Below are 23019 nucleotides of genomic sequence, written 5' to 3'. Positions count from 1 at the left end.
CCCGCGTGCTGCCTCCCATCCGGACTTTCACCGTCGGTCCCGGAATTTCACCGGGTCAACCGGCCGATGGCATCGGCCGGGTCGCGGACTGTCACCGCCGGTTCGGACTTTCACCGACCCCGGAGCACGCTAGCTCTGTCCATCCCAGTGTGCCATGTCCGAATTCATGCGCGCGACCGGGGCTCCCCGTGATCGGCTCAGGCGGCCATGAGCTTGCGGGCGCGGCGGGCGTCGGGGCTGTAGCGGACGTTCGCGGGCACCAGGCCGATGCCGGCGTGCAGGGCCCGCAGCGTGGCGGTCGCCCACAGGTCGCCGACCGGCGTGGCGGGCAGCCCGTACATCCGCCTGGCCCAGCGCGGCAGCGTGGCGAAGGCGAGCACGGTCAGGGCCGGCACCACCGGCCGCAGCGTGGCGAGCAGGCCGGGCAGCGGCGTGTGCAGGGACGCCAGGAGCGGGTTCGCGGCCTCGGGGACGAGCCGCAGCCCCGGGCGGGCGGCCTCGATGTAGGCGCGCAGCCCGCCGACCGAGCCGGGCACGCTCAGCGGGTCCAGGCCGACGACCTCGGCGGCGCGCCGCCACTCGGCGACGAACGCGTCGGCGTCGGCGTCGCTGAGCCGCACGCCCGCCCGGCGGGCCACCGTCAGGTAGGAGTCGACCTCACCGACGTGCACCCAGCGCAGCGACGCGGGCTCGTCGAGCCGGAACCGCTCGCCGGTGTCGGGGTCACAGCCTGTGAGCGTGGCGTGGATCTTGCGTACGCGGCGGCCGGCCTGCTCGACTTCGGCTCGTGTCCCGTACGTGCGCACGCGGACGAATTCTGTGGTCCGGACGAAACGCGACCACGCCTCGTCGGGATTCATGAAGGCGGAGTTCTGTATGACGCCGCGCATCGCGCGCGGGTGAAGGCTCTGCATGAGAAGCGCGCGGAACCCGCCGACCAGCAGAATCGGCTCACCCATCACCCGCCACGTCACGGACTCCGGCCCGAACAGCCCGTGGTCTTCCATGAGTAAGGGCCTACCCGCCAGGGCCGGGGGCTATGTCACAGGACTGTCGTGGTTGTGCCGCGATTCCGTGATTACTGAGCGTATAAACGGTTCTGATTCTTGCATCCGGTGATATGGCAGGTCAATGACTTTGCGAATACGACAAAGTCTATTTTTTACAACAAACTTACGAAAAACCGTGGAGGCATTGTCACAGAGTGAGATGACCTGAGAACGTCGCCTGTGGCCCGGAATTTCCGGATTTCGTACGTGCTGAGGGACCCCGACCACATGACGACACCGACGTCCACCGCGATCACCACCGACGCGACGTCCGTGACCGAAACCCAGGACACCGCCGGCCGGTCACCCGGCCGGCTGATGTGGACGCGCTTCCGCCGCGACCGCGTCGGCGTCACCTCCGCGGTGATCGTCATCTTCTTCTTCCTGGTGGCGATCTTCGCGCCCGTGATCTCATGGCTGTACGGCAAGGACCCGTACACCCTGTACGGGCAGGACATCCCAGGACTGCTGAACGACTACGGCTACCCGATCCTGCCCAACGGCGGCATCAGCTCCGAGTACTGGTTCGGGCTGGAGCCGAGCCTCGGCCGGGACGTGTTCATGCAACTGGTGTACGGCATCAGGACGTCGCTCGGCATCGCCCTGGCCGCGACCCTGATCATCACCGCGCTCGGCATCGTGATCGGCATCGTGGCCGGCTACCTCGGCGGCAGGACCGACTACTTCATCGGCCGGATCATCGACCTGACGCTGTCCTTCCCGTCGACGATCTTCATCATCGCGTTCACCCCGGTGGTGGAAAGCCTGCTGGTGCCGCCGGACGAGGAGACGCCGATCTGGCTGCGCGCCGTCTCGCTCACGATCATGCTCAGCGCCTTCGGCTGGGCGGGGCTGGCCCGGCTGCTGCGCGGTTACGTGCTGTCGCTGCGCGAGCGCGAGTTCGTCGAGGCCGCCAAGGTCACCGGCGCCTCGCCGGCCCGGATCGTGTTCAAGGAGCTGCTGCCCAACCTGTGGACGCCGATCCTCATCCAGTCGACGCTGCTGCTGCCCGCCATGGTGACGGCCGAGGCGGGGCTGTCGTTCCTCGGCGTCGGGATGGGTGAGCTGGTGCCCGACTGGGGGCGCATGTTCCTGCGGGCGACCCAGGTCTACCAGAACGACATCACGTACCTCATCTTCCCCGGCGTCGCGTTGTTGATCTTCGTGATCGCCTTCAACCTGCTCGGCGATTCCGTGCGTGACGCCTTCGACCCCAAGATCAAGCGCTAGAGGAGAGAGATGAACCACCGTACGAGGTCGGTGCTCGCGGTGCTCGCCGCGGCGTCGCTGACCCTGGTCGGCGCCTGCGCGCCGGGCAACCAGGGCGCGCCGTCGGCCGCCCCCAGCTCCGGAGAGTCGGCGCCGCCGCAGGCGGAGTACAAGCCGGCCGTGATCACCCTGGGCACGGCCGAGGACTCGAAGGGCCCGGCCATCGAGCCTGAGGGCGTGGTCAAGGGCGGCACGGTCACCATGATCGACCGTGACGACTTCGCCCACCTGGACCCGGCGCAGAGCTACGTCAACACAGCGACGAACTTCCAGCTGCTCATCCACCGCGGCCTGACCGGCTACAAGCGGGTCGCCAAGGGCGAGTACAAGCTCGTGGGCGACCTGGCCACCGACGCCGGCCAGGTGTCCGACGGCGGCAAGACCTGGACCTTCACCCTCAAGGACGGGGTGAAGTGGCAGGACGGCACGCCGATCACGTCCGAGGACGTGAAGTGGACGATCGAGCGGATGTTCGCCCCGTTCATCACCCAGGGTCCCGCGTACATCCAGCAGTGGCTGACCGAGGAGGACTACAAGAAGGCGTACGAGGGTCCGTACGACGGCAAGCGGCTCGACGCGATCGAGACGCCGGACGAGAAGACGATCGTCTTCACCTTCAAGGCGCCGCACGCCGACGCCAACTACGCCTTCGCCATGGGCGGCTACGCCATCGTGCCCAAGGCCAAGGACACCAAGGAGAAGTACGACAAGGAGCCCTTCTCCTCCGGCCCGTACATCATCAAGTCCCACACCGTCGACAAGTCGATGGAGCTGGAGCGCAACCCGCACTGGGACGCGAGCACCGACCCGGTCCGCGGCGCGTACCCGGACGTCTGGAAGCTGGAGTTCGGCCAGGAGAACCTGCAGATCACGGACCGGCTCGTCGCGGACAACGGCCCTGACCAGCAGGCGTTCACCTTCTACGCGGCGGTGCCGCCTGAGCGGCTGCAGCAGGTGCTCGCCGACGAGAGCCTGGCCGACCGTCGCATGGTCAGCCCCTCGCCCTACGGCAACTACTACTACTTCAACCTCGACCGGGTGAAGGACATCAAGATCCGCCAGGCGATCAACTACGCGTGGCCGTCGAAGCAGATCCAGCAGACGATGGGCGGCCCGGCCGCCGCGGCGCTGCCGACGACGATCCTGAACGAGAACACCACGGTCGGGTACGAGTCCTACGACCTGTACGGCAAGGCGGCCAAGCCCGAGGGCGACATCGAGAAGGCCAAGCAACTGCTGGCCGAGTCGAGCGACCCGAACCCGACCATCGTCTACGCGCACAACCAGACGCCGGTCCAGGAGCAGATCACGGTCGTGATCAAGAACGCCCTGGAGAAGGCCGGCATCAAGGTCGTGACCAAGCCGCTGGACCGCAAGACGTACTACGACTCGATCAGCCAGACCAAGAACGAGTTCGACCTGTACTGGGGCGGCTGGGGCTCCGACTGGCCGTCCGGCTCGACGGTCATGCCGATCATCTTCGGCCCGGTCAGCGACGGCGGCCAGAACATGACGCACCTGCGCGACCCGGAGCTGGACGCGAAGATGAAGGAGATCTCCGAGAACCCGGACATCGACGCGGCCAACGCCGCCTGGATGGCGCTGGACAAGGAGATCCAGGAGAAGCACGCGCCGCTGGTCGTGGCCGAGAACCGGATCGGGACCTGGCTGCACGGTTCCAAGGTCGGTGGTGCGGAGATCGACCCGCAGATGTGGATCGTCTCCCCGAACACCATCTTCGTGAAGCCGTAGTGCCACCGCCCCGGGCGTCCGTGCGGGCGCCCGGGGCACCCTCTTGGAGATCTCGTGCTTCGATTCCTCATCCGCCGCGTGCTGGGAGCGGCGGTCATCCTGCTGGTCATCTCGGCGGTGACCTTCTTCCTGTTCTACGCGATTCCCGCGGACCCGGCCCGGCTGGCCTGCGGCAAGGTGTGCCCGCCGGAGACGCTGGAGCAGGCCCGCCGCAACCTGGGCATCGACCAGCCGCTCCTGGTGCAGTTCGTGTCATGGCTGTCCGGGATCTTCGTCGGCCGTGACTACGAGGGCCTCGGCCACTGCCCGGCGCCCTGTCTCGGCTTCTCGTTCGTCAACAAGGCCCCGGTGTTCGAGACGATCATGGACCGGATGCCGGTCACGATCGCGCTCACGCTCGGCGCCGCGGTGATCTTCCTGATCTTCGGCGTGGCCACCGGCATCGTCGCCGCGCTGCGTCAGGGCAAGCCGCTCGACAAGGTCGCCAGCGTGGCGTCGCTGATCGGCGCGTCGGTGCAGATCTACTTCGTCGGCACCCTGGCCATGTACCTGTTCGTCTACCAGACACAGGTCTTCTCCCAGCCCAAGTACGTGCCCATCACCGAGGATCCGCTCGGCTGGTTCAACGGGCTGCTGCTGCCCTGGCTGGTGCTGGCGCTCATCTTCACCGCGAACTACACCCGCATCACCCGCTCCACCATGGTGGAGAACCTCAACGAGGACTACGTCCGCACGGCCAGGGCCAAGGGCATGTCGGGGCGGAGCGTGGTGCTGCGGTTCGCGCTGCGCGGAACGCTCACCCCGGTCATCACGATCTTCGGTGTCGACCTGGGCACGCTCATCGGCGGCGCGATCATCACCGAGACCACGTTCGGCCTGCAGGGCATCGGCCGGCTGGCGGTGCGCGCGGTCGACTACTCCGACCTGCCGACGCTGATGGCCACGGTGGTGCTCGCGGCCGGCGCGATCGTGCTGATGAACGTGGTCGTCGACTCCCTGTACGCCGTCATCGACCCCCGCGTGAGGCTGAGCTGATGTATCTCGAAGTCAACGACCTCACCGTCGACTTCCACACCGAGGACGGCGTCGTGCACGCCGTGGGCGGGCTCTCCTTCGAGGTCGAACGGGGCAGCACGCTGGGCATCGTGGGCGAGTCCGGCTCCGGCAAGTCGGTGACCAACCTGGCCGTGCTCGGCCTGCACAACCCGGAGACCGCGCAGATCTCCGGCAGCATCACGCTCGACGGCCAGGAGCTGCTGACGGCGTCCCGGTCCACGATGGAGCGGCTGCGCGGCAACAAGATCGCGATGATCTTCCAGGATCCGCTGACCTCGCTGTCCCCGTTCCACACGGTCGGCGCGCAGATCGCCGAGGTGTACCGCAAGCACGAGGGCGTCTCCAAGTCGGTGGCGCGGGACCGGGCCATCGAGATGCTCGACCGGGTCGGCATCCCGCAGCCGAAGCTCCGCGTCGACGAGTACCCCCACCAGTTCTCCGGCGGCATGCGGCAGCGGGCGATGATCGCGATGGCCCTGGTCTGCGACCCCGGCCTGCTCATCGCCGACGAGCCGACGACCGCGCTGGACGTCACCGTACAGGCGCAGATCCTCGACCTGCTGCGCGAGCTGCAGGAGCAGACCGGCACCGCGATCATCCTGGTTACGCACGACCTGGGCGTGGTGGCCAGCACGGCGCACGAGGTGCTGGTCATGTACGCGGGCCGTGCCGTGGAACGGGGCACGATGCGCGAGGTGCTGCGCGAGCCCCGCCACCCGTACACGTGGGGGCTGCTCGGGTCCATGCCGAGCCTGCGCCAGGCGGTGGACGAGCCGCTGCGCCCGGTGCGCGGCACGCCGCCCAGCCTGATCAACGTCCCGCGCGGCTGCCCGTTCCACCCCCGCTGCGACTTCATGGAACTGCTGGGGCGCGAGGTGTGCACGGGTGAGCGGCCGGAGCTGTCGCCGCACCGCGGCCACGGCGACGCCTGCTACCTGCCGCTGAAGCAGAAGACGGAGATCCGCGAACGAGCGGCCGGTAAGGAGACGACGTGACGGAGAAGCTGCTGGAGCTGTCCGGCCTGGAGAAGCACTTCCCCGTCAGAGGCGGCGCGTTCATCAAGCGCCAGGTCGGCGCCGTGCACGCGGTGGACGGCATCGACCTGACCGTGCACAGCGGCGAGACGCTCGGCCTGGTCGGCGAGTCGGGTTGCGGCAAGTCCACCACCGGCCGGCTGGCCGCCCGGCTGCTGGAACCGACCAAGGGCACGGTCAGCTACCAGGGCCGCGACATCAGCCACGCCTCCCGGCGCGACCTGAAGCCGATCCGCTCCCAGATCCAGATGATCTTCCAGGACCCGTACTCGTCGCTCAACCCGCGCCACACGGTCGGGTCGATCATCAAGGGGCCGATGGAGGTCAACGGCATCGACCCGCCGGGCGGCCGGGAGGCCAGGGTCCGTGAGCTGCTGGAGATCGTCGGGCTCAACCCGGAGCACTACAACCGCTTCCCCCACGAGTTCTCCGGCGGCCAGCGCCAGCGCATCGGCGTCGCCCGCGCGCTGTCGGTGAACCCCAGGCTGATCATCGCGGACGAGCCGGTGTCGGCGCTGGACGTGTCGATCCAGGCCCAGGTGATCAACCTGCTCCAGCGGGTGCAGCGGGAGCTGGGCATCGCGTTCCTGTTCATCGCGCACGACCTGGCCGTGGTGCGGCACTTCTCGCAGCGGGTCGCGGTGATGTATCTCGGCAAGGTGGTGGAGATCGCCGACCGGGAGTCGTTGTACGAGCGGCCCCGGCACCCCTACACGCACGCCCTGCTGTCGGCCGTGCCCGACGCCGACCTGGACGCCCCGCCCCGCGAGCGCATCCGCCTGGCGGGCGACGTGCCCTCCCCGGTCGACCCGCCGTCCGGCTGCCGCTTCCGCACCCGCTGCTGGAAGGCGCAGGACAAGTGCGCGACCGAGGAGCCGCCGCTGCTGCGGCTGTCGGGCAACCGCGACGGCCACCTGACCGCCTGTCACTTCCCCGAGGAGCCGACGACGGAGGGCGAGGACATCGTCCTCGACCCCGCGCTCCAGGACTGACCCGAAGCCCCCGCCTCGTGGCGGGGGCCGGTCAGGACGCCCCGTCGGCCAGGGCGCGCAGCGAGTCGATCGCCGCGGCCGGGTCGTCGGCGCCGTAGACGGCGTTGCCCGCCACGAACACGTCGGCTCCCGCCACCGCGCACCGCTCGATGGTGTCGCCGGCGATGCCGCCGTCGACCTGGAGCCACACCTGGCCGCCGTGCCGCTCGATGAGGTCCCGGGCCCGCCGGATCTTCGGCAGCACCATGTCGAGGAACGACTGCCCGCCGAACCCGGGCTCCACCGTCATCAGCAGCAGCATGTCGATCTCGCGGAGGAGATCCTCGTACGGCTCCACGGCGGTGGCCGGGTTGAGCGCGAGCCCCGCCCTGGCGCCCAGCGACCGGATCTCCCGCAGGGTGCGCACGGGGGCCGAGGACGCCTCCGCGTGGATGGTCACGCTCCCCGCCCCCGCTTCCGCGTACGAGGGCGCCCACCGGTCGGGGTCGTCGATCATGAGGTGGCAGTCGAGCGGCAGCGAGGTCGCCTTGCGCAGCGCCTCGACCACGGGCAGCCCGAGGGTCAGGTTGGGGACGAAGTGGTAGTCCATGACATCCACGTGCAGCCAGTCGGCGTTCGGCACCGCGGCGGCCTCGTCGGCGAGCCGCGCGAAGTCGGCGGAGAGGATGCTGGGAGAGATCTGTACGGCCATGATGCCCCGAGTCTATTGGGTGCCGGTGTCCCTGCCCCGCCCAGCGGGCCGTCTCACTTCCTCGTCGAGAGGATCTCGCCGGTCACGGGCGCTTGCGGAGCAGGGCCAGGAACATCGCGTCGGTGCCGTGCCGGTGCGGCCAGAACTGCGCGTGCGGCCCCTCGCCGAGCCCGTCGATCCCGGGCAGGTAGTCGCGTGCGTCGAGCTGCTCCACGTCGTCCCTGCGGGCCAGCACGTCGCCCACCACCACCCGGGTCTCGGCCAGGTGCGGCGAGCAGGTGACGTAGGCGACGACCCCGCCGGGCCTGACCGAGTCCAGCGCGGTGCCGAGCAGCTCCCGCTGGAGCCGGCTCAGCTCGGCGACGCTCGAAGGCTCGCGCCGCCACCGCGCCTCCGGCCGGCGCCGCAGCGCCCCCAGCCCGGTGCAGGGAGCGTCGAGCATGACCCGGTCGAACGCCCCCGGCCGCCACGCCGGCGCGGTGCCGTCAGCGGTGATCACCAGCGCGTCGTCCGTGGTCTGCAACACCAGCCGCGCCCGATGATGCTGCACGTCACTGGCCATCACCCACGCCCCACCGGGGAACGCGCGGGGCGCTCCGCCACCCGGCCCCTCCTCGCCTCGCTGGGCCGACGGGGCCGCGAGTCCTTCGAGGTCGCCGTGGGTCGCGATGGCGTCGAGAAGGCCAGCCTTGCCGCCCGGGCCCGCGCACAGGTCGAGCCAGCGCTCGTCGCGGCCGTCGAGCGGGACGCGGGTGAGGGCGAGCGCCACGAGCTGGCTGGCCTCGTCCTGCACCGCGGCCCGGGTCTCGGCCACCGCCGCGATCTGGCCGGGGTCGCCTTCGGGCAGGTAGGCCCCGTACGGGGAGTAGCGGGCGGGCTCGGCCCCCGCGTCGCGCAGCTCCTTCGCCGAGGAGCGCCCGGGACGCGCCACCAGCGTCACCAGCGGACGGTCGTTGTCGGCGGCCAGCAGATCCGCGGTCTCCGCGGCGTCCTCGCCCAGCGCGTCGCGGAAGGCGGTCACCACCCAGCGCGGGTGGCTGTGGGCGACGGCCAGGTGACCCGCCGGGTCACGGTCGGGGTCGGGCGCGACGATCGCCACCCACTCCTCCAGCGTCCGCCCGGCGATCTTGCGCAGCACCGCGTTGACGAACTTGGCCGCCCCCTGCCCGACGCGCAGCCGTACCAGGTCGACGCTGGTGCCGACGGCGGCGTGCGGCGGGACGCGCATCTTCAGCAGCTGGTGGGCGCCCAGCCGCAGCGCGTCGCGCACCGCCGGGTCGGGCGCGCGGTCGCCGCACACCTCGATGATCGCGTCGTAGGTGCCGAGCCCGCGCAGCGTCCCGTAGGTCAGCTCCGTGGCGAGCGCCGCGTCGCGCCCCCCGATGCCGCGCTCCCGCAGGAGCCGCGGCAGGAGCAGGTTGGCGTACGCGTCGCGCTCCGCCACGGCGCGCATGACGTCGAAGGCGGTGTTGCGCGCCTGGTCGCGCACCGGCCTGCGCGGCCTTCCCGCACCGCCCCTGCCCGCGGCACCCCGTGGTCTCATGCCCTCCGACTTTCCGTCACGCCTCGGCCGGCGACGCCCGCGCATCGACGAGGCCGGGCTTCCTTCGCTCCGAGCTCCGCGAACCCGGCGGTCACGCCCCGCGGGGCGTCCGCCTCACGGCCGGGCGCACCGTCTCGACAGATCTGGTCGCTCACCGGAGGCACTCCCGGGCCTCCGGGCGAACGCCGCGGGCCCACTCGACCGCGCTCATCAGGCGCTTGCCCTGGGGCTGGACCTCGCCCAGCTCGACCGGGTCGGTGGCGGTGCCGGCCAGGACGCGGCGCTTGCCCGCCGCCAGCTCGCCGGGGGCGAGGCGCTCCTCCCCGGCGGCGACGCGCACCGGGCCGAGCTTGACCCGCTGTCCGCGGAACTCGGCCCACGCCCCCGGGCCGGGGGTGCAGGCGCGGATGAGCCGGTCGATCCCCATGGCCGGGGCGGACCAGTCGACGCGGGCGTCCTCAACGCTGATCTTGGGAGCGAGGCTCACCCCTTCGGACGGCTGCGGGCGTGCCTCCAGCTTGCCGTCCTCGATGCCGTCGAGGGTGGCGGCGAGCAGCCCGGCGCCGGAGACCGACAGCCGTTCGAGCAGGGCGCCGCTGGTGTCGCCTGGCATGACCTCCTCGGTGACGACGCCGAAGACCGGACCGGCGTCGAGCTCCTTGACGATGCGGAACGTGGTCGCGCCGGTGATCTCGTCGCCGTGGAGCACGGCGTGCTGCACGGGGGCGGCGCCGCGCCAGGCGGGCAGGATCGAGAAGTGGAGGTTGACCCAGCCGTGCCGGGGGATGTCGAGCGCGGCCTGCGGCAGCAGCGCGCCGTACGCGACGACGGGGCAGCAGTCGGGCTCCAGGGCGCGCAGCCGGTCGAGGAAGGCGGGGTCGCCTGCCTTGACCGGGCGCAGCACCTCGATGCCGCTCTCCTCGGCCAGCTCGGCCACCGGCGACGGGTGCACCTTGCGGCCGCGCCCCGACTGGGCGTCGGGGCGGGTGACGACCGCGACGACCTCGTGACGCGGCGAGTCGAGCAGGGCGCGCAGCGACGGCAGCGCCGTCTCCGGGGTGCCGGCGAAGACCAGCCGCATCGTCAGAGAGCCTTTCCGCCGGTCGGGTGGGGCGAGAACTTGACCGCGGGCGCCTGCAGCCCGCTCCACTCGGCCTCGCGCACGGCCTTCATCGCGAGCTTGCGCTGCTTGGGGTCCATCCGGTCGATGAACAGGATGCCGTCGAGGTGGTCGGTCTCGTGCTGGAAGCAGCGCGCCATCAGGTCGGTGCCCTCCAGCACGACCGGCTCCCCGTGCATGTCGAAGCCCTTGGCGACGGCGCGGATCGCGCGGGGCGTCGGGAAGGACAGGCCGGGGAAGGACAGGCAGCCCTCCTCGCCCTCCTCGTCGAGCTCGCTGGACAGGTCGAGGTCGGGGTTGATGAGGTGGCCCAGCTGGTCGTCCACGTAGTAGGTGAACACCCGCAGCCCGACGCCGATCTGCGGGGCGGCGAGGCCGGCGCCCGGCGCGTCCATCATCGTGTCGGTGAGGTCTTTGACGAGCTTGCGGAGCTCCTTGTCGAAGTCGACCACCGGAGCCGCCGGCGTGCGCAGCACCGGGTCTCCGAACAGCCGGATCGCCTGGATCGCCAAGGGTCACTCCGTTTCTTCGAGGGATCAGCTCAGTTTAGTGGGCGAACGAGCGAGCCTTCATCGCCGCTTTGCGCGCGGCCTTGACGACGGCCTCGTCGCCGTGGGCGCGGGCGAGCATGTCGAGCACGGCGACGGTGTCGGGGTGGCCTACGGAGGGCATCTCGGCGACGAGGCGGATGAGGTCCTCGCGGGGTTCGGGCGTGTCGAGCCGGTCGGCGGCGTGACCGGACAGATGCATGAGGGCGGCCAGCGAGTCGACGGCGATCCAGGTGTGGTCCTCGGGGCTGAGCGGGGGCGCGTCGAGGTCGCGGATGTGCAGCCAGGAGGCGGCGTAGCGGCGCATGAGCGGCAGATCGAGCGCCTCGCGCAGGGGCGACTCGGCCTCGGGGCCGAGCTCCTCCAGGACGGCTCCCACCGCGCCGCGCCGGCCGGCGGTGCCCTCGGCGGCGATGGCGATCAGCTCGCGCGCGGCCTCCTCGGGCGGGCGGCGCTCCAGCCACCCCGCCACCGCGCTCTGCGTGGCGGACCCGCTGACCAGGGCGTCGACCAGATCGGCCGCGGTCAGGTCGGCGAACACCTCGACCTCCGCGGAGGTGGGCGCGTCGTGGCCCTCGCGCAGCAGGTCGCGCCTGATGGCCCAGACGCCGAGCGGGGTGAGCGCGGTGCGGCCGGCGGCGGTCTGCTCGACCACGCCGCAGTAGGCCAGCAGCGACAGCGCCTGCAGCAGCTCGCCGGGCAGGTCGGCGGCCATCCGTCGCATCCCGGTCTCGCCGGGGGCGCAGGCGACCTCGTGGGACTGCAGGATGCCGCGGGCCAGGTTGGCGACCGCGACGCCGGACCGTACGGAGTAGATAGTGGCGAGCATCTCGGCCAGGTGGCCGTCGACGACGGCGGAGCCGGTCAGGCCCTCGTCCGCGCGGTCGAGGACGTCCATGACCACGCCGTCCCAGAACTCCAGCGTGGCCTCGACGGTCAGCCGCTGCGGCAGCGGACCGCGGGAGGCGCGGCCGCCGAGGATCTGGAGCAGGCCGGTGTTGACGGCGACGATCCAGACGAGGCGCAGGCGGGAGGGGCCGAGCCCGAGCTCGGCGGCGGCGGCCGCGGCGTCGGCCTCGGTCGGCAGGCCCTCGGGGGTGACGGGGCGGGTGCCCGTCCAGCCGGCCAGGCGCACCGCGTCGGCGACGAGCGGCACCTGGGGAACCGCCCTCGCCAGCTCGGCGTCGTCGGCGAGGGTGACGGGCGGGAAGGTGAGCGCCTCGTGCTCCACGGGCGTCTCCTCAGGCGGCCCCGGCGGAGCGGCCTGCTCATCGATCAGCTTGCGCAGCTCGGCGAGGTCGAAGACGTTGTTTGCCACCCACGAAACTTACTGCACGTGAGTCACAGAGGCGTACTCAACGGATGGCCCGCGAGCGTGCCTTGAACGCGGCCTTGCGCGCGGCCTTGGCCGTCGTGGTGTCGGGCAGCGAGCGCCCGAGCAGCTCCAGGACCTCGACCACGTCGGGATGGTCCACCTGCCACATCTCCTCGATCAGGTGGGCGGGCGGGCCCGAGGCGCCCATGTTCTCGGCGAAGATCTCCGGGGCCTCCTGGGCGTGCGGCATCGCCAGCGCGAGCATGTCGACGCTGACCCAGAGAAGCTGGTCGTGGGTGAGGTGCGGGGCGGGCAGGCCGCGCGAGATGAGCCAGTGGATGGCGTGCGGCCGGAGCTCGGGGTCGTCGAGGCCGCCGCGCACCGCGGGCTCGGCCCCGGCGCCGAGCCGGTCGACGATGGTGACGGCGATCCCGCGGGCGACGGCGGGCGCGCCCGAGGCGGCGTCGAACAGCTCGGCCGCGGCCTCCTCGGGGCTCCTGGCGGCCAGCCAGCGGTCGATGTCGGACTCGGCCAGCTCGGCAGGCACGCCGTCGAGCAGCCCTTCGATGAGCCCGCGCGCGTCGGCCTCGGCCAGGTCGGGCGCCTGCGGCGCGTCGAGTCCGAGCGCGAGGTAGTGCTCGCGCAGCGCCCACACGGCGGCGGGGGTGAGCCCCGCCGCGGGGTGGGCGCCGTCTCCGGTGAGGCGTACGAGGCCGCACCAGGCGAGGCGGGCGAGCACGGCGGGCACGTCCACCTCGTCCTCGACGAGCTCCTCCAGGTATTCGCCGATCACCTCGGCGGGCACCGGGGCCTGCACCCGGTAGAGCAGGTCGAACAGGTCGTAGAGCTCCTCGTCGACGCCCGCCGAGCCGGTGACCCCGCCGCCCGTGTCGCCCTCCATCAGGTGGGCCACGACGGCCGCCCACCTGTCCAGCGGGTCGCCGGGCGCGCGCAGCCCTTCCAGGTAGGGGACCGCGCCGCGGTCGAGCGCGGCCAGGAGCGGGACGCCGCGCAGCTCCGCCTCCAGCTCCTCGGGCGCGGCCGGCCGGACGGCGGGACGCGGGGTGCAGCCGGGGCAGTCGCAGGGCGCCTCCCCCAGATCGGGCACCTCACCGGACGGGATGGCGATGGACTGCTCCAGGGATTCGGGCCCGATGGAGCTGAACAGGCTCTTGGCCATGCCGAAGTTGGCCGTGTCGGCCAGGGCGTCGGGCATGCGGGTCTCGATGTCGGCCAGCCGCTCGCGCATGGCGGCGGCGGTCTCGTCGCCGACCTCGCCCGACTCCTGCAGGTAGCGGACGAGCGTGCGCCCGGCGGCCACGGTCTCCTCGGCGCTCTCCGGGGGCGCGATGACCTTGCGCGGATAAATGGACAGCAGCAGCTCGTCGAACGTGGCGGGCGTGAAGTCGGCGAGCTTGTTGACGTTCAGGTAGTCGCTGGCGTAGTCGCAGAGCAAGCGGACCTCGTCCGCGTCCACCTCGACGCCCCGGGCGCGCCCCCAGGCGCGCAGGTCGTCGATGGCCGAGTTCACCCATTCGATCGACACACAGGCACGCTAACGGCTGGCTTACGGATGAGCGAATCGGGGAAACGGTCTAAATCAGGTCGAGGGGGTCGACACACACCTTCACCACCTCTGCTGCCTTTCTCGCGGCACGCACCCCGCTGGCCCCTTTGAGCGCGGCGGCCAGAGCGGCACCTCCGCCGCGCGGCACCCGTACCATGGCGCGTTCCCGGCCCGCGTCGTCGACCGGCACCGGGCCGAGCACCTGCGCTCCCCCGGGCAGGCGGGACTCCTCCAGCATCTGCCGCACGGCCGAGGCGGCGCCGGTGAGCGTGGCCATCCGCACCGCGGGCGGGAAGCCCAGCTCGGCGCGGTCGGCGAGTTCGCGTTCTGCGTGCGTGACCGGGTCCCAGCGCACCAGCGCCTGCACGGCGGGCAGCGCGGCGTCGGCGAGCACCACGAGCTCGGCGGCCGGGCGGAGCAGGGCGGCGGCGTTCATCCACCGGCGCACCGCCTCCTCCCCCGCCCGCAGGTCGGCCCGGCCCAGCAGCGCCCACCCGTCGAGCAGCACGGCCGCCGCGTACCCGCCCTCGGCGACCGGCTCCGCCCCCGGCGTGGCCACCACCAGCGCGGGACCGGCGGGCAGCCGGGCCAGCACCCCGTCCCGCCCCGACGTCCGCACCGGCACGGACGGGAACGCCCTGCCCAGCTCCTCCGCCGTGCGCCGGGCTCCCACCACCACGGCACGCAGCCGGTGGCTCCCGCAGGCCGGGCACTTCCAGGCGGCGTCGACCCGCCCGCACCAGCGGCAGTAGGGCGCCGCATGGCCGGTGCGCAGCGCCAGAGGCCCGTGACAGAACTCCTCGGCCCCCCGGCCCCCCTCCCCGGGCCCCGCTTCCCCGCCGTCGAGCCCGCCGCGACGCGCCCCGTCCGGAGCCGGTGCTTCCCCGCCATGACGTGAGCCACCCGGAACCGCGTCCCGCGACCCGCCGCCCGCTTCTCCGCCGTCGGGCACGCCACGGCGTGACCCGCCCTGAGCCGCGTCCCGCGACCCGCGCCCCGCCTCGCCGTACGTGTCCTGACGCGATCCGGCCGTGCCCTCCCCGGTCTCCTCGTACGGGAGCTGTCCCTCACCGGAGGGCGGGCCGGCCCATTCCAGGGCGCTCATGCGGGTCGGCGGGTGGGCGCACCGGGCGGGGGCGCGGCAGTGCGCGCACGCCAGCGCGGGCAGGTATCCCCGTCTGGGGACCTGCACCAGGACCGGCCCGTGGTCCAGGCCCTGACGCAGCGCCCGCCACGCCACGCTGGGCAGCCTCGCCGCCCGCGCCGCCTGGTCCCTGGCCAGCTCGGCGTCCTCCCCCGCGGCGCGCACGCGCGGCGCCCTGCGCCTGATCTCCTGCCTCGCGGCCACGATCGGCCGCGCCCACCGGGCCGCGATGAGCTGCGTGGCCTCGGCCGTACGCGCGTACCCGCCGATCAGCATGGCCGCGCCGGTCCGGTGCGCGCGCAGCCCGAGCACCTCACGGGCGTGCGGGTACGGGGCCAGGCGTTCGGCGTGCAGGTCGTCCCCGTCGTCCCAGACGGCCACCAGCCCGAGCCGTTCGACGGGCGCGAACATCGCCGCCCGCGTGCCCACCACCGCCCGCGCCTGCCCACGCAGCACGCTCAGCCACCGCCGATACCGCTCGGCCGGGCCCAGGTCCGAGGTGAGCGCCACATGCCGTCCGGGCCCCAGCGCCCGGCTGAGCTCCTCGTCGAGCAGCGCCACGTCCTTGCCGTCGGGCACCACGGCCAGCGCGCCCCTGCCCCCTTCCAGGGTCGCCCGCACCGCTTCGGCGAACCCCGTCGCCCATCCGCCCCCGCCGGGCAGCGCCGTCCACACCGCGCGCGGCGCCCTCCCGTTGCGCAGCGCGTCGATGAACGACGGGCCCATCGGATAGTCCGCCCACGTCCCCGCATCGGGAGCATCCTGAGGTTCGGGCTCCCGCTCGGACGCGGCCTGCTCGCCGGAGGTCTCGGGAACGGGGCGGGTGGCGGCCTCCGTCCTGGCGTGGCGGGGCGGGATCGCGAGGCGGAGGACGTCGCCCAGCGTGCCCGCGTAGCGGTCGGCCACAGCCCTGGCCAGCCCCGCGACCTCGGGCGTCAGCACCTGCTCAGGTGAGACGACGCGTTCGAGCGGCGTCAGCTTGCCCGCGTGGTCGCTCTGCCCGGCCCGCTCCAGCAGGAACCCGTCGACCAGCTTGCCCGCGAACCGCACCCGCACCCGCACCCCCGGCCGCGCCGTGTCATGCATGGCGGCGGGCACCAGGTAGTCGAACGGCCGGTCCAGGTGAGGCAGCGGGTTGTCCACGGCCACCCGGGCGACGGGCAGCTCGGCGGCGGGGACGACGGCTCCCTTGGCCCCCTTCGGCGACGCCGCGGGCCGCACGGCGTCGAGCGGCAGGAGCGCGTCGTCGGAGTCGGTCACGCACTACGTCTACCAGACGCGACGGCCGGGAACGCCCGACCCTTCCCGCAGACCTGCCTGCCCCGACCAGCCCTCGCCCAAGGACCCACTCGGGAGCGGGCGCCGAACCTGGCCGTGGCCCAACGGCGAGGACGAAGCAAGCCGAGCAGCCGCAGCCTCGCGGTCAGCCGCTCATGACAGGGTGGCCGCGCTGAGGCATTCAGGGGAAGGACTTCCTTCGACGGCGCGGACCCTGCACGAACGGTCGCGCACATCACATGATCGGCCCGCCGCGACATCGCGGGACAGACCACGGAGACGGCGGCATCGAACCGCACGACAGAGCCCGAGCCCCGAAGGAGCGTCCCTCATTCCCACCGAGCACCGAAGGCGCGACGAACCTGGCGAAAACGCCCCTACGCCGAAAACACGACAACCTCTCGTGGCACCGAGCGCGGAAGGCCCGGCATCCTTTCGGGAGCACCGGGCGCAGGCCGGAAGCAACCTTCCCGGAGCGCCGAGTGCGGGAGGGGGCAGCTCTCCCAGAGCGCCGAGTGCAGGACGGCAACACCCGTCACGGCGCGCCAGGCACAGGACGAAAACAACCCATCGAGAGCGCCAGGCACAAGAGGGAAAGCAGGCCCTCCGACGCACCACGGCACGGACGGAAACAACCTTCCCGACGCACCACGGCACAGAACCGAAGCAACCCTCCCGGCGCGCCCGGCGCGGGAGGAGGCAGCTCTACGGGAGCACTTGCGCCGAGGGGCGCGGGAGCTTCCAGGGGCGGGGAGCTCCCGAGGGTGCCGGATGTCAAAGGCCGGCGGCGGTGCGGAGGATTTCGGCGCGGGTCGGTGGACTCGCAGAAGGAGCCCTCGCGGCCGAAGCGGCCGTAGGCGGCGAGCAGGGACGGCGGCCCTCCCGCCACACGCTCAGGAGGGAAAGAACCCTCCCGCCGCACGACGCACAGGACGGAAGCAACCTTCCCGGAGCGCCAGGCACAGGACCGGAGCAACCCTTACAGAACGCCAGGCCCGGGAAGGGAGGCAGCCCTGCGGGAGCGCCTGCGCCGGGAGGGCGCGGGAGCTCCCGAGGTGCCGGGTGTCAGAGGCCGGCGGCCGTGCGGAGGGTCTCGGCGCGGTCGGTGGACTCCCAGGAGAAGCCCTCGCGGCCGAAGTGGCCGTAGGCGGCGGTCTCGGAGTAGATCGGCCGCAGCAGGTCGAGGTCGCGGATGATCGCCGCGGGACGCAGGTCGAACACGTCGAGGACGGCCGTCTGGATCTTCTCCACCGGCAGCTTCTCGGTGCCGAAGCACTCGACGAACAGGCCGACGGGCTCGGCCTTGCCGATCGCGTACGCGACCTGGACCTCGCAGCGGTCGGCGAGCCCGGCGGCCACGACGTTCTTGGCGACCCAGCGCATGGCGTAGGCGGCCGAACGGTCGACCTTGGACGGGTCCTTGCCCGAGAACGCGCCGCCACCGTGACGGGCCGCGCCGCCGTAGGTGTCAATGATGATCTTGCGACCGGTGAGGCCGGCGTCACCCATCGGGCCGCCGATCTCGAAGCGGCCGGTCGGGTTGACCAGCAGGCGGTAGCCGTCGGTCTCGATGTCGAGCCCCGCGAGCACGACGTCGACGACGTGCTCCTTGATGTCGGGGGTCAGCATCTCCTTGAGGTCGATCTCGGCGGCGTGCTGGGTGGAGACCACCACGGTGTCGAGCCGGACCGGCCGGTCGCCGTCGTACTCGACCGTGACCTGGGTCTTGCCGTCGGGGCGGAGGTAGGGCACGGTGCCGGACTTGCGGACCTCGGACAGTCGCAGGGCCAGGCGGTGGGCGAGCATGATCGGCAGCGGCATCAGCTCGGGCGTCTCGCGGCAGGCGTAGCCGAACATCAGGCCCTGGTCGCCCGCGCCCTGGCGGTCGAGCTCGTCGACGTCACCCTCGACGCGGTGCTCGTAGGCGTCGTCGACACCCTGGGCGATGTCGGGCGACTGCGCTCCGATGGACACCGACACGCCGCAGGAGGCGCCGTCGAAGCCCTTGTAGGAGGCGTCGTAGCCGATCTCCAGGATCTTCTCCCGGATGACGCCGGGAATGTCGACATAGGTCTCGGTCGTCACCTCGCCCGCGACGTGGACCTGGCCGGTGGTGATCATCGTCTCGACGGCGACCCGGCTCTTGTGGTCGTCCTTGAGCATGGCGTCCAGGATCGCGTCACTGATCTGGTCGGCGATCTTGTCCGGATGGCCCTCGGTGACCGACTCGGAGGTGAACAGGCGACGTGACAACTCAGTGGCTCCTCATGCAGCGGCTGCTGACGGATTTAAGGGCTCAAGACGGGTTGGCACGCCAGAGCCTCGCAGAAGTCTAGCCGTACCCGGCGCCTCGCCGCGAAACCGTCCACGATCGTTACGCCGGGGATCCCTCCTGCGCGGCCCATGCCACGCTCCAGCGGTTCCGCCCCATCGGGCGTGTCACCGCGGGCGGTGGCCCTCAGTCACTCCGCGAGCGCTCGGCCCGCCCGGCGGCGATAGCTGCCGACCGCGTACGGACGAAGGAGCCAGCGTACGAACGAAGGAGCCCGCGTACGGACGAGGGAGCCAGCGTACGGACGAAAAGGAGCCCGCCCCGGTCAGAGGTGGGGAAGGGGATCCGGGGGAAGCGTCTCGGGCGCGAACACCTCCGCGTCGGCGGCGGCGACCACGGCGGCGTATTCGTCGTCGAACTCGAAGGTCATCTCCCCCAGTTCGATGACGGGCCCCGGCGCCAGCGTGATCGGCCCGAGCCGCGTGTCGCGCGGGTACATCGCGTACACCGAGATCGGCCGGTCGCCGCGGAACATCCGCGTGGACAGCACCGCCACGGCCAGGTCCGTGACCACGATCAGGAAGTTGGCCGAGCCGCCCGGCCCGACGGACAGCGCGGGGAACACGTAGCGGATCGCGCCTTTGTGTCCCATAACCGTCCTGCAGCGGTCTCTGACAGCAGAATTCACCGGCATGCCGCCCCCCTTCGCCCCAGTATCAGCAGGCATTCCGGAAAGCTGCAACAGGTGATAGGGCAATCGTTCTAACCCATTTGTCCCGTACGTCCCGCGAGGAGGAACGGTCACCTTCCCCGGCGCCGCACGGGCGGAAAAGAGATCAGCGCAGCCGGGGGGCGACGGCGTCCCAGACGGCGTCGGCGATGTCGTCCTTGGGACCGCGCGGGACCTCGACCGGCTCGCCCCCCGCCACCAGGATGGTGGCCGCGTTGTCGGGGGTGCCGAAGGCGAGACTCTCTCCGACCTCGTTGACGACGAGCAGGTCGCAGCCCTTGCGGGCGAGCTTGGCCTGGCCGTTGGCGAGCACGTCGTGGGTCTCGGCGGCGAACCCGACGAGCACCCGGGGCGAATCCCCGCCCCGCTCCTTGCGACGGCTGCCCAGCTCGGCCAGGATGTCGGGGTTCTTGGCCAGGTGGATGGGGGCGGGCTCGCCGTCCGTCTTCTTGATCTTGGCGTCGTGGCGCTCGGCGGGCCGGAAGTCGGCGACCGCGGCGGCCATCACCACCACGTCAGCGTCGTCGGCCGCGGCGAGCACCGCCTCCCGCAGCTCGGCGGCCGACCCGACGCGCACGACCGCGGCGCCGGCCGGGTCGGGCAGCGTCACGTTGGCGGCCACCAGCGTCACCTCGGCGCCCCTGGCCACGGCGGTGCGCGCGAGCGCGTACCCCTGAAGGCCGGAGGAGCGGTTGCCGATGTAGCGGACCGGGTCGATGGCCTCGCGGGTGCCGCCGGCGGAGACGACGACCCTGTGGCCGGCGAGGTCGAGCGGGCGGCCGCGCAGCGCGCGCACGCAGACCTGGAAGATCTCGGCGGGGTCGGGCAGCCGCCCGGGGCCCGTGTCGGCGCCGGTGAGCCGGCCGACGGCCGGGTCGATCACGACCGATCCGCGCTCGCGCAAGGTGGCGACGTTGGCGCGGGTGGCCGGATGCTGCCACATCTCGGTGTGCATCGCGGGCGCGAACACCACCGGGCAGCGCGCGGTCAGCAACGTGTTGGTGAGCAGGTCACCGGCGAGCCCGTGGGCCGCCTTGGCCAGCACGTCGGCCGTGGCGGGCGCGACCACGACGAGGTCGGCCGCCTGGCCGATGCGCACGTGGGGCACCTCGTGGACGGACTCCCAGACGTCGGTCGTCACCGGGTTGCCCGACAGGGCGGCCCAGGTGGGCTCTCCGACGAACCTTAGGGCGTCGCGGGTGGGGACCACCCGCACCTCGTGCCCGGATTCGGTGAACAGGCGCAGCAGCTCGCACGCCTTGTAGGCGGCGATGCCGCCGCTGACACCAAGGACGACCTTCATCGAAAGGGTCAGGCCGCGCCTTCGATGGGCTCGGCGTTGAGCAGGCCTTCGGAGACCTCGCGCAGCGCGATCGACAGCGGCTTCTCCTGCGCGTGGGTCTCGACCAGCGGACCGACGTATTCGAGGAGGCCCTCGCCGAGCTGCGAGTAGTAGGCGTTGATCTGGCGGGCGCGCTTGGCACCCATGATCACCAGGGAGTACTTGCTGTCGACGATGTCGAGCAGCGCGTCGATCGGCGGGTTGGTGATGCCCTCAGCGACCGGGGCAATTCCTGCCACGATTGATCAGACCTCTCGGTTGGTGGTTGCGGTGACCCCCTGAGGGTCAGTCATCAAGGCTATCAGCCGGTGGCACACGAGTTTGACGTCCGTGTTAACCAGTGAGAGGTCGAACTCCTTCTCGGCCGCCATCTCGATCCGCCCGGCGTCCAGGCGGCGGGCGATGACGTCCTCGGGCTCGGTGCCGCGGCCCCGCAGCCGCTTCTCCAGCTCGGCCCAGCTGGGCGGGGCCAGGAAGATCAGCAGCGCCTCCGGCATGCTGCGCCGCACCTGCCGGGCGCCTTCGAGGTCGATCTCCAGCAGGGTCGGCACGCCGGCGGCCAGCTTGTCGAGCACGGGCCGGCGCGGCGTGCCGTAGCGGTTGCCCGCGAACTCCGCCCACTCGAGCAGCTCGCCCCGCTCCACGAGCCGGTCGAACTCCTCGCCGTCGACGAAGAAGTAGTGGACCCCGTCCACCTCGCCCGGACGGGGTCGCCTGGTGGTCACCGAGACCGACAGCCACACCTCGGGGTGCGCCCGCCGGAGCTCGGCTACGACCGTTGACTTGCCCACGCCCGACGGTCCCGACAGGACCGTCAGCCGCCTCTCGCTCGAGGGGAGGAAGTCTCCGACTCCACTTCCGGCTCCGGCCGCCTCGTGGGCCGTCACACCGCCGGACCAGGACCTGTCGGCCACTTCCTACCCCCCGTCGAACCAGCGCTTCTTGTGGAATCGAGATTAGCTCTCGTTGCCACCGAACTCGCGCTCGAGGGAGGCCCTCTGGTTCGCGCCGAGGCCCCGCACGCGGCGGGACTCGGCGATGGCAAGCTTCTCCATCAGCTGCTTGGCGCGGACCTTGCCCACGCCGGGAAGCGATTCCAACAATGCCGACACCTTCATCTTGCCGATGACGTCGTCGGTCTGCCCATCCTTGAGCACCTCGGCCAGAGAAACCGCGCCATGCTTGAGCCGGTTCTTGACCTCGGCACGCTCTTTACGGGCCTTTGCAGCCTTCTCCAGGGCTGCGGCGCGCTGCTCGGGGGTCAGGGGAGGAAGAGCCACGCCGGGTCACCTCGAATTTCTGTCGATGTACTCGGACGGGAAGGGAAACTAGCTGGTCATCGCCCCCTTAGCAACGCCAAGAGCGGTTTCTCTCGCTACAAAATCCACTTCATCACTTTGGGTGACCGTAAAATCACACAGTGCTGATCAAATCGCCTCCACTTCCCTGTTCTCGACCGCGCCCCCGGAGGTCGCGAGGGGCGCTACGATGATCACGTACGGACCCGCCGGCCGTGTCCGAAAGCGGGGCTGACCTGTGTCCGAAACCTGGACCGTGCCATGCCCGGCGGGGTCCGGCGACGGTCCGGCACGGCGTTGACGATCTCGGCTCCCGAGGCAGTCGCGCCGCGCCCCCTCACGCCCCTCCCCCGCCGTCCGGAGCTCCCTTGTGGAATCGCGTGTCAAGACCGCCCGCAGCGCGCCACCGCACGCCTCCGGTACGCCGCATCAACCCGTCCCCCCTACGAGAACCTCCGGCGCCCCGCCTTCTACGCGAGCCCGCGCGTGCCTTCAGACAAGACGCTCCCGCACCCCAACAGAATCGCCCGCCCATGTGGGAAGCCACAGGGCATCAGGTCCTACGGCCCTTCGACGCGCGGGCCCTCAAACAAGAGACCTCCCAGTCACCCGGAGATCGGGGGGCCACCTGCTCACGCAGCCTTAAGCACTCACCACCGATGGTGTCCGCCCCACCGTGAAAGGGCGGCGGCGGTGCTCATACGGGCGCTACCGGCCGCCGTACGCCCGTCAGCATGCGGCGTGGCTTGCGCAGCGGAGAGAGGCGGCCCTCATTCCGTGAAGAACGCCGCAAGGGCGCCCGGCTTCAGGCCCGTACGGGCAGCACCGGCCGTCAGGCGTGGCTGGTGCAGCGAAGGGAGGCGACCTCCGGGCGCCCCGCCATCAACGCGAACCCCCGCGAGCCTTCAGACAAGACACCTCCCGCACCCCCACAGAATCGCCCGCCATGCGGGAGCACCCGGTCTTCCGAAGCGCGGGCCTCAGACCAGTCACCCAGCTCGCAAACCCGCATGGGGGGA

Annotated in this window: 19 protein-coding genes and 1 riboswitch; of the genes, 5 read left to right on the top strand and 14 right to left on the bottom strand. The window is 71.6% G+C overall.

From position 1 onward, the window contains the following. Nucleotide 1 precedes the first annotated feature (1 nt). Nucleotides 2-132, bottom strand: a riboswitch (FMN riboswitch). Between the two features lie 65 nt (nucleotides 133-197). After that, nucleotides 198-1007, bottom strand: a complete 810-nt coding sequence (locus AB0K05_RS06260) for an oxygenase MpaB family protein (protein ID WP_148032705.1) — start codon at nucleotides 1005-1007, stop codon at nucleotides 198-200. 270 nt (nucleotides 1008-1277) lie between these two features. On the opposite strand from AB0K05_RS06260, the gene AB0K05_RS06255 reads away from it, so the two are divergent. The 5 genes from AB0K05_RS06255 to AB0K05_RS06235 are packed head-to-tail and all read left to right on the top strand — an operon-like array spanning nucleotide 1278 to nucleotide 7152. Beyond that, nucleotides 1278-2279 carry an ABC transporter permease gene (locus AB0K05_RS06255; RefSeq protein ID WP_271275320.1) on the top strand — a complete coding sequence of 334 codons (1002 nt, stop codon included), beginning with the start codon at nucleotides 1278-1280 and terminating at the stop codon, nucleotides 2277-2279. A 9-nt stretch (nucleotides 2280-2288) separates the two neighbouring features. After that, nucleotides 2289-4070 carry an ABC transporter substrate-binding protein gene (locus tag AB0K05_RS06250; RefSeq protein WP_271275321.1) on the top strand — a complete coding sequence of 594 codons (1782 nt, stop codon included), beginning with the start codon at nucleotides 2289-2291 and terminating at the stop codon, nucleotides 4068-4070. Between the two features lie 54 nt (nucleotides 4071-4124). Then, complete coding sequence (locus AB0K05_RS06245) at nucleotides 4125-5105, top strand: ABC transporter permease (RefSeq protein ID WP_148032708.1); 981 nt, start codon at nucleotides 4125-4127, stop codon at nucleotides 5103-5105. Beyond that, nucleotides 5105-6121: an ABC transporter ATP-binding protein gene (locus tag AB0K05_RS06240; RefSeq protein WP_364227123.1), complete on the top strand. Its 1017-nt coding sequence runs from the start codon at nucleotides 5105-5107 to the stop codon at nucleotides 6119-6121. Before AB0K05_RS06245 ends, AB0K05_RS06240 begins: the two co-directional genes overlap by 1 nt. Next, a complete protein-coding gene (locus AB0K05_RS06235) occupies nucleotides 6118-7152 on the top strand; it encodes an oligopeptide/dipeptide ABC transporter ATP-binding protein (protein ID WP_219543395.1) in 1035 nt (344 codons plus the stop codon). Before AB0K05_RS06240 ends, AB0K05_RS06235 begins: the two co-directional genes overlap by 4 nt. 31 nt (nucleotides 7153-7183) lie before the next feature. Here the strand turns inward: AB0K05_RS06235 and rpe are convergent, their stop codons facing one another. From rpe to mihF, 13 genes are all read right to left on the bottom strand, one after another. Beyond that, nucleotides 7184-7843, bottom strand: coding sequence for a ribulose-phosphate 3-epimerase (rpe, locus tag AB0K05_RS06230; RefSeq protein WP_148032711.1), 660 nt, complete (start codon nucleotides 7841-7843; stop codon nucleotides 7184-7186). A gap of 82 nt (nucleotides 7844-7925) precedes the next feature. Continuing rightward, the gene (locus tag AB0K05_RS06225; RefSeq protein WP_364227119.1) at nucleotides 7926-9386 is read right to left on the bottom strand and encodes a transcription antitermination factor NusB; all 1461 of its coding nucleotides are present in this window, start codon (nucleotides 9384-9386) and stop codon (nucleotides 7926-7928) included. 151 nt (nucleotides 9387-9537) lie between these two features. After that, entirely contained in the window at nucleotides 9538-10467 is a 930-nt protein-coding gene (gene fmt, locus AB0K05_RS06220; protein WP_364227116.1) for a methionyl-tRNA formyltransferase, read from the bottom strand. Between the two features lie 2 nt (nucleotides 10468-10469). After that, entirely contained in the window at nucleotides 10470-11018 is a 549-nt protein-coding gene (gene def / locus AB0K05_RS06215; protein WP_148032714.1) for a peptide deformylase, read from the bottom strand. Nucleotides 11019-11052: 34 nt separating this feature from the next. Further along, on the bottom strand, nucleotides 11053-12372 hold the full coding sequence (locus AB0K05_RS06210) for a hypothetical protein (protein ID WP_364227113.1): 1320 nt from the start codon (nucleotides 12370-12372) through the stop codon (nucleotides 11053-11055). A 37-nt stretch (nucleotides 12373-12409) separates the two neighbouring features. After that, nucleotides 12410-13915 carry a hypothetical protein gene (locus AB0K05_RS06205; protein WP_364227110.1) on the bottom strand — a complete coding sequence of 502 codons (1506 nt, stop codon included), beginning with the start codon at nucleotides 13913-13915 and terminating at the stop codon, nucleotides 12410-12412. 49 nt (nucleotides 13916-13964) lie between these two features. Continuing rightward, nucleotides 13965-16340, bottom strand: a complete 2376-nt coding sequence (locus tag AB0K05_RS06200; protein WP_148032717.1) for a primosomal protein N' — start codon at nucleotides 16338-16340, stop codon at nucleotides 13965-13967. 1083 nt (nucleotides 16341-17423) lie between these two features. Beyond that, nucleotides 17424-18611: a methionine adenosyltransferase gene (gene metK, locus AB0K05_RS06195; protein ID WP_148032718.1), complete on the bottom strand. Its 1188-nt coding sequence runs from the start codon at nucleotides 18609-18611 to the stop codon at nucleotides 17424-17426. A gap of 344 nt (nucleotides 18612-18955) precedes the next feature. After that, on the bottom strand, nucleotides 18956-19282 hold the full coding sequence (locus tag AB0K05_RS06190) for a hypothetical protein (RefSeq protein ID WP_246639248.1): 327 nt from the start codon (nucleotides 19280-19282) through the stop codon (nucleotides 18956-18958). Between the two features lie 184 nt (nucleotides 19283-19466). After that, on the bottom strand, nucleotides 19467-20663 hold the full coding sequence (gene coaBC, locus AB0K05_RS06185) for a bifunctional phosphopantothenoylcysteine decarboxylase/phosphopantothenate--cysteine ligase CoaBC (RefSeq protein ID WP_148032720.1): 1197 nt from the start codon (nucleotides 20661-20663) through the stop codon (nucleotides 19467-19469). An 8-nt stretch (nucleotides 20664-20671) separates the two neighbouring features. After that, entirely contained in the window at nucleotides 20672-20941 is a 270-nt protein-coding gene (gene rpoZ, locus AB0K05_RS06180; protein WP_049577463.1) for a DNA-directed RNA polymerase subunit omega, read from the bottom strand. Nucleotides 20942-20947: 6 nt separating this feature from the next. After that, on the bottom strand, nucleotides 20948-21520 hold the full coding sequence (gmk, locus tag AB0K05_RS06175) for a guanylate kinase (RefSeq protein ID WP_246639288.1): 573 nt from the start codon (nucleotides 21518-21520) through the stop codon (nucleotides 20948-20950). 138 nt (nucleotides 21521-21658) lie between these two features. Further along, nucleotides 21659-21982 (bottom strand): integration host factor, actinobacterial type, encoded by a 324-nt coding sequence (gene mihF / locus AB0K05_RS06170; protein WP_148032721.1) that lies wholly within the window; start codon nucleotides 21980-21982, stop codon nucleotides 21659-21661. Nucleotides 21983-23019 lie beyond the last annotated feature (1037 nt).

The sequence above is a fragment of the Nonomuraea sp. NPDC049486 genome (assembly GCF_040676925.1).
GTDB classification, from domain to species: Bacteria; Actinomycetota; Actinomycetes; order Streptosporangiales; family Streptosporangiaceae; genus Nonomuraea; species Nonomuraea ferruginea.
The sequence above is the reverse complement of the archived record's forward strand: the minus strand, read 5'-3'. Positions and strand labels throughout refer to the sequence as shown.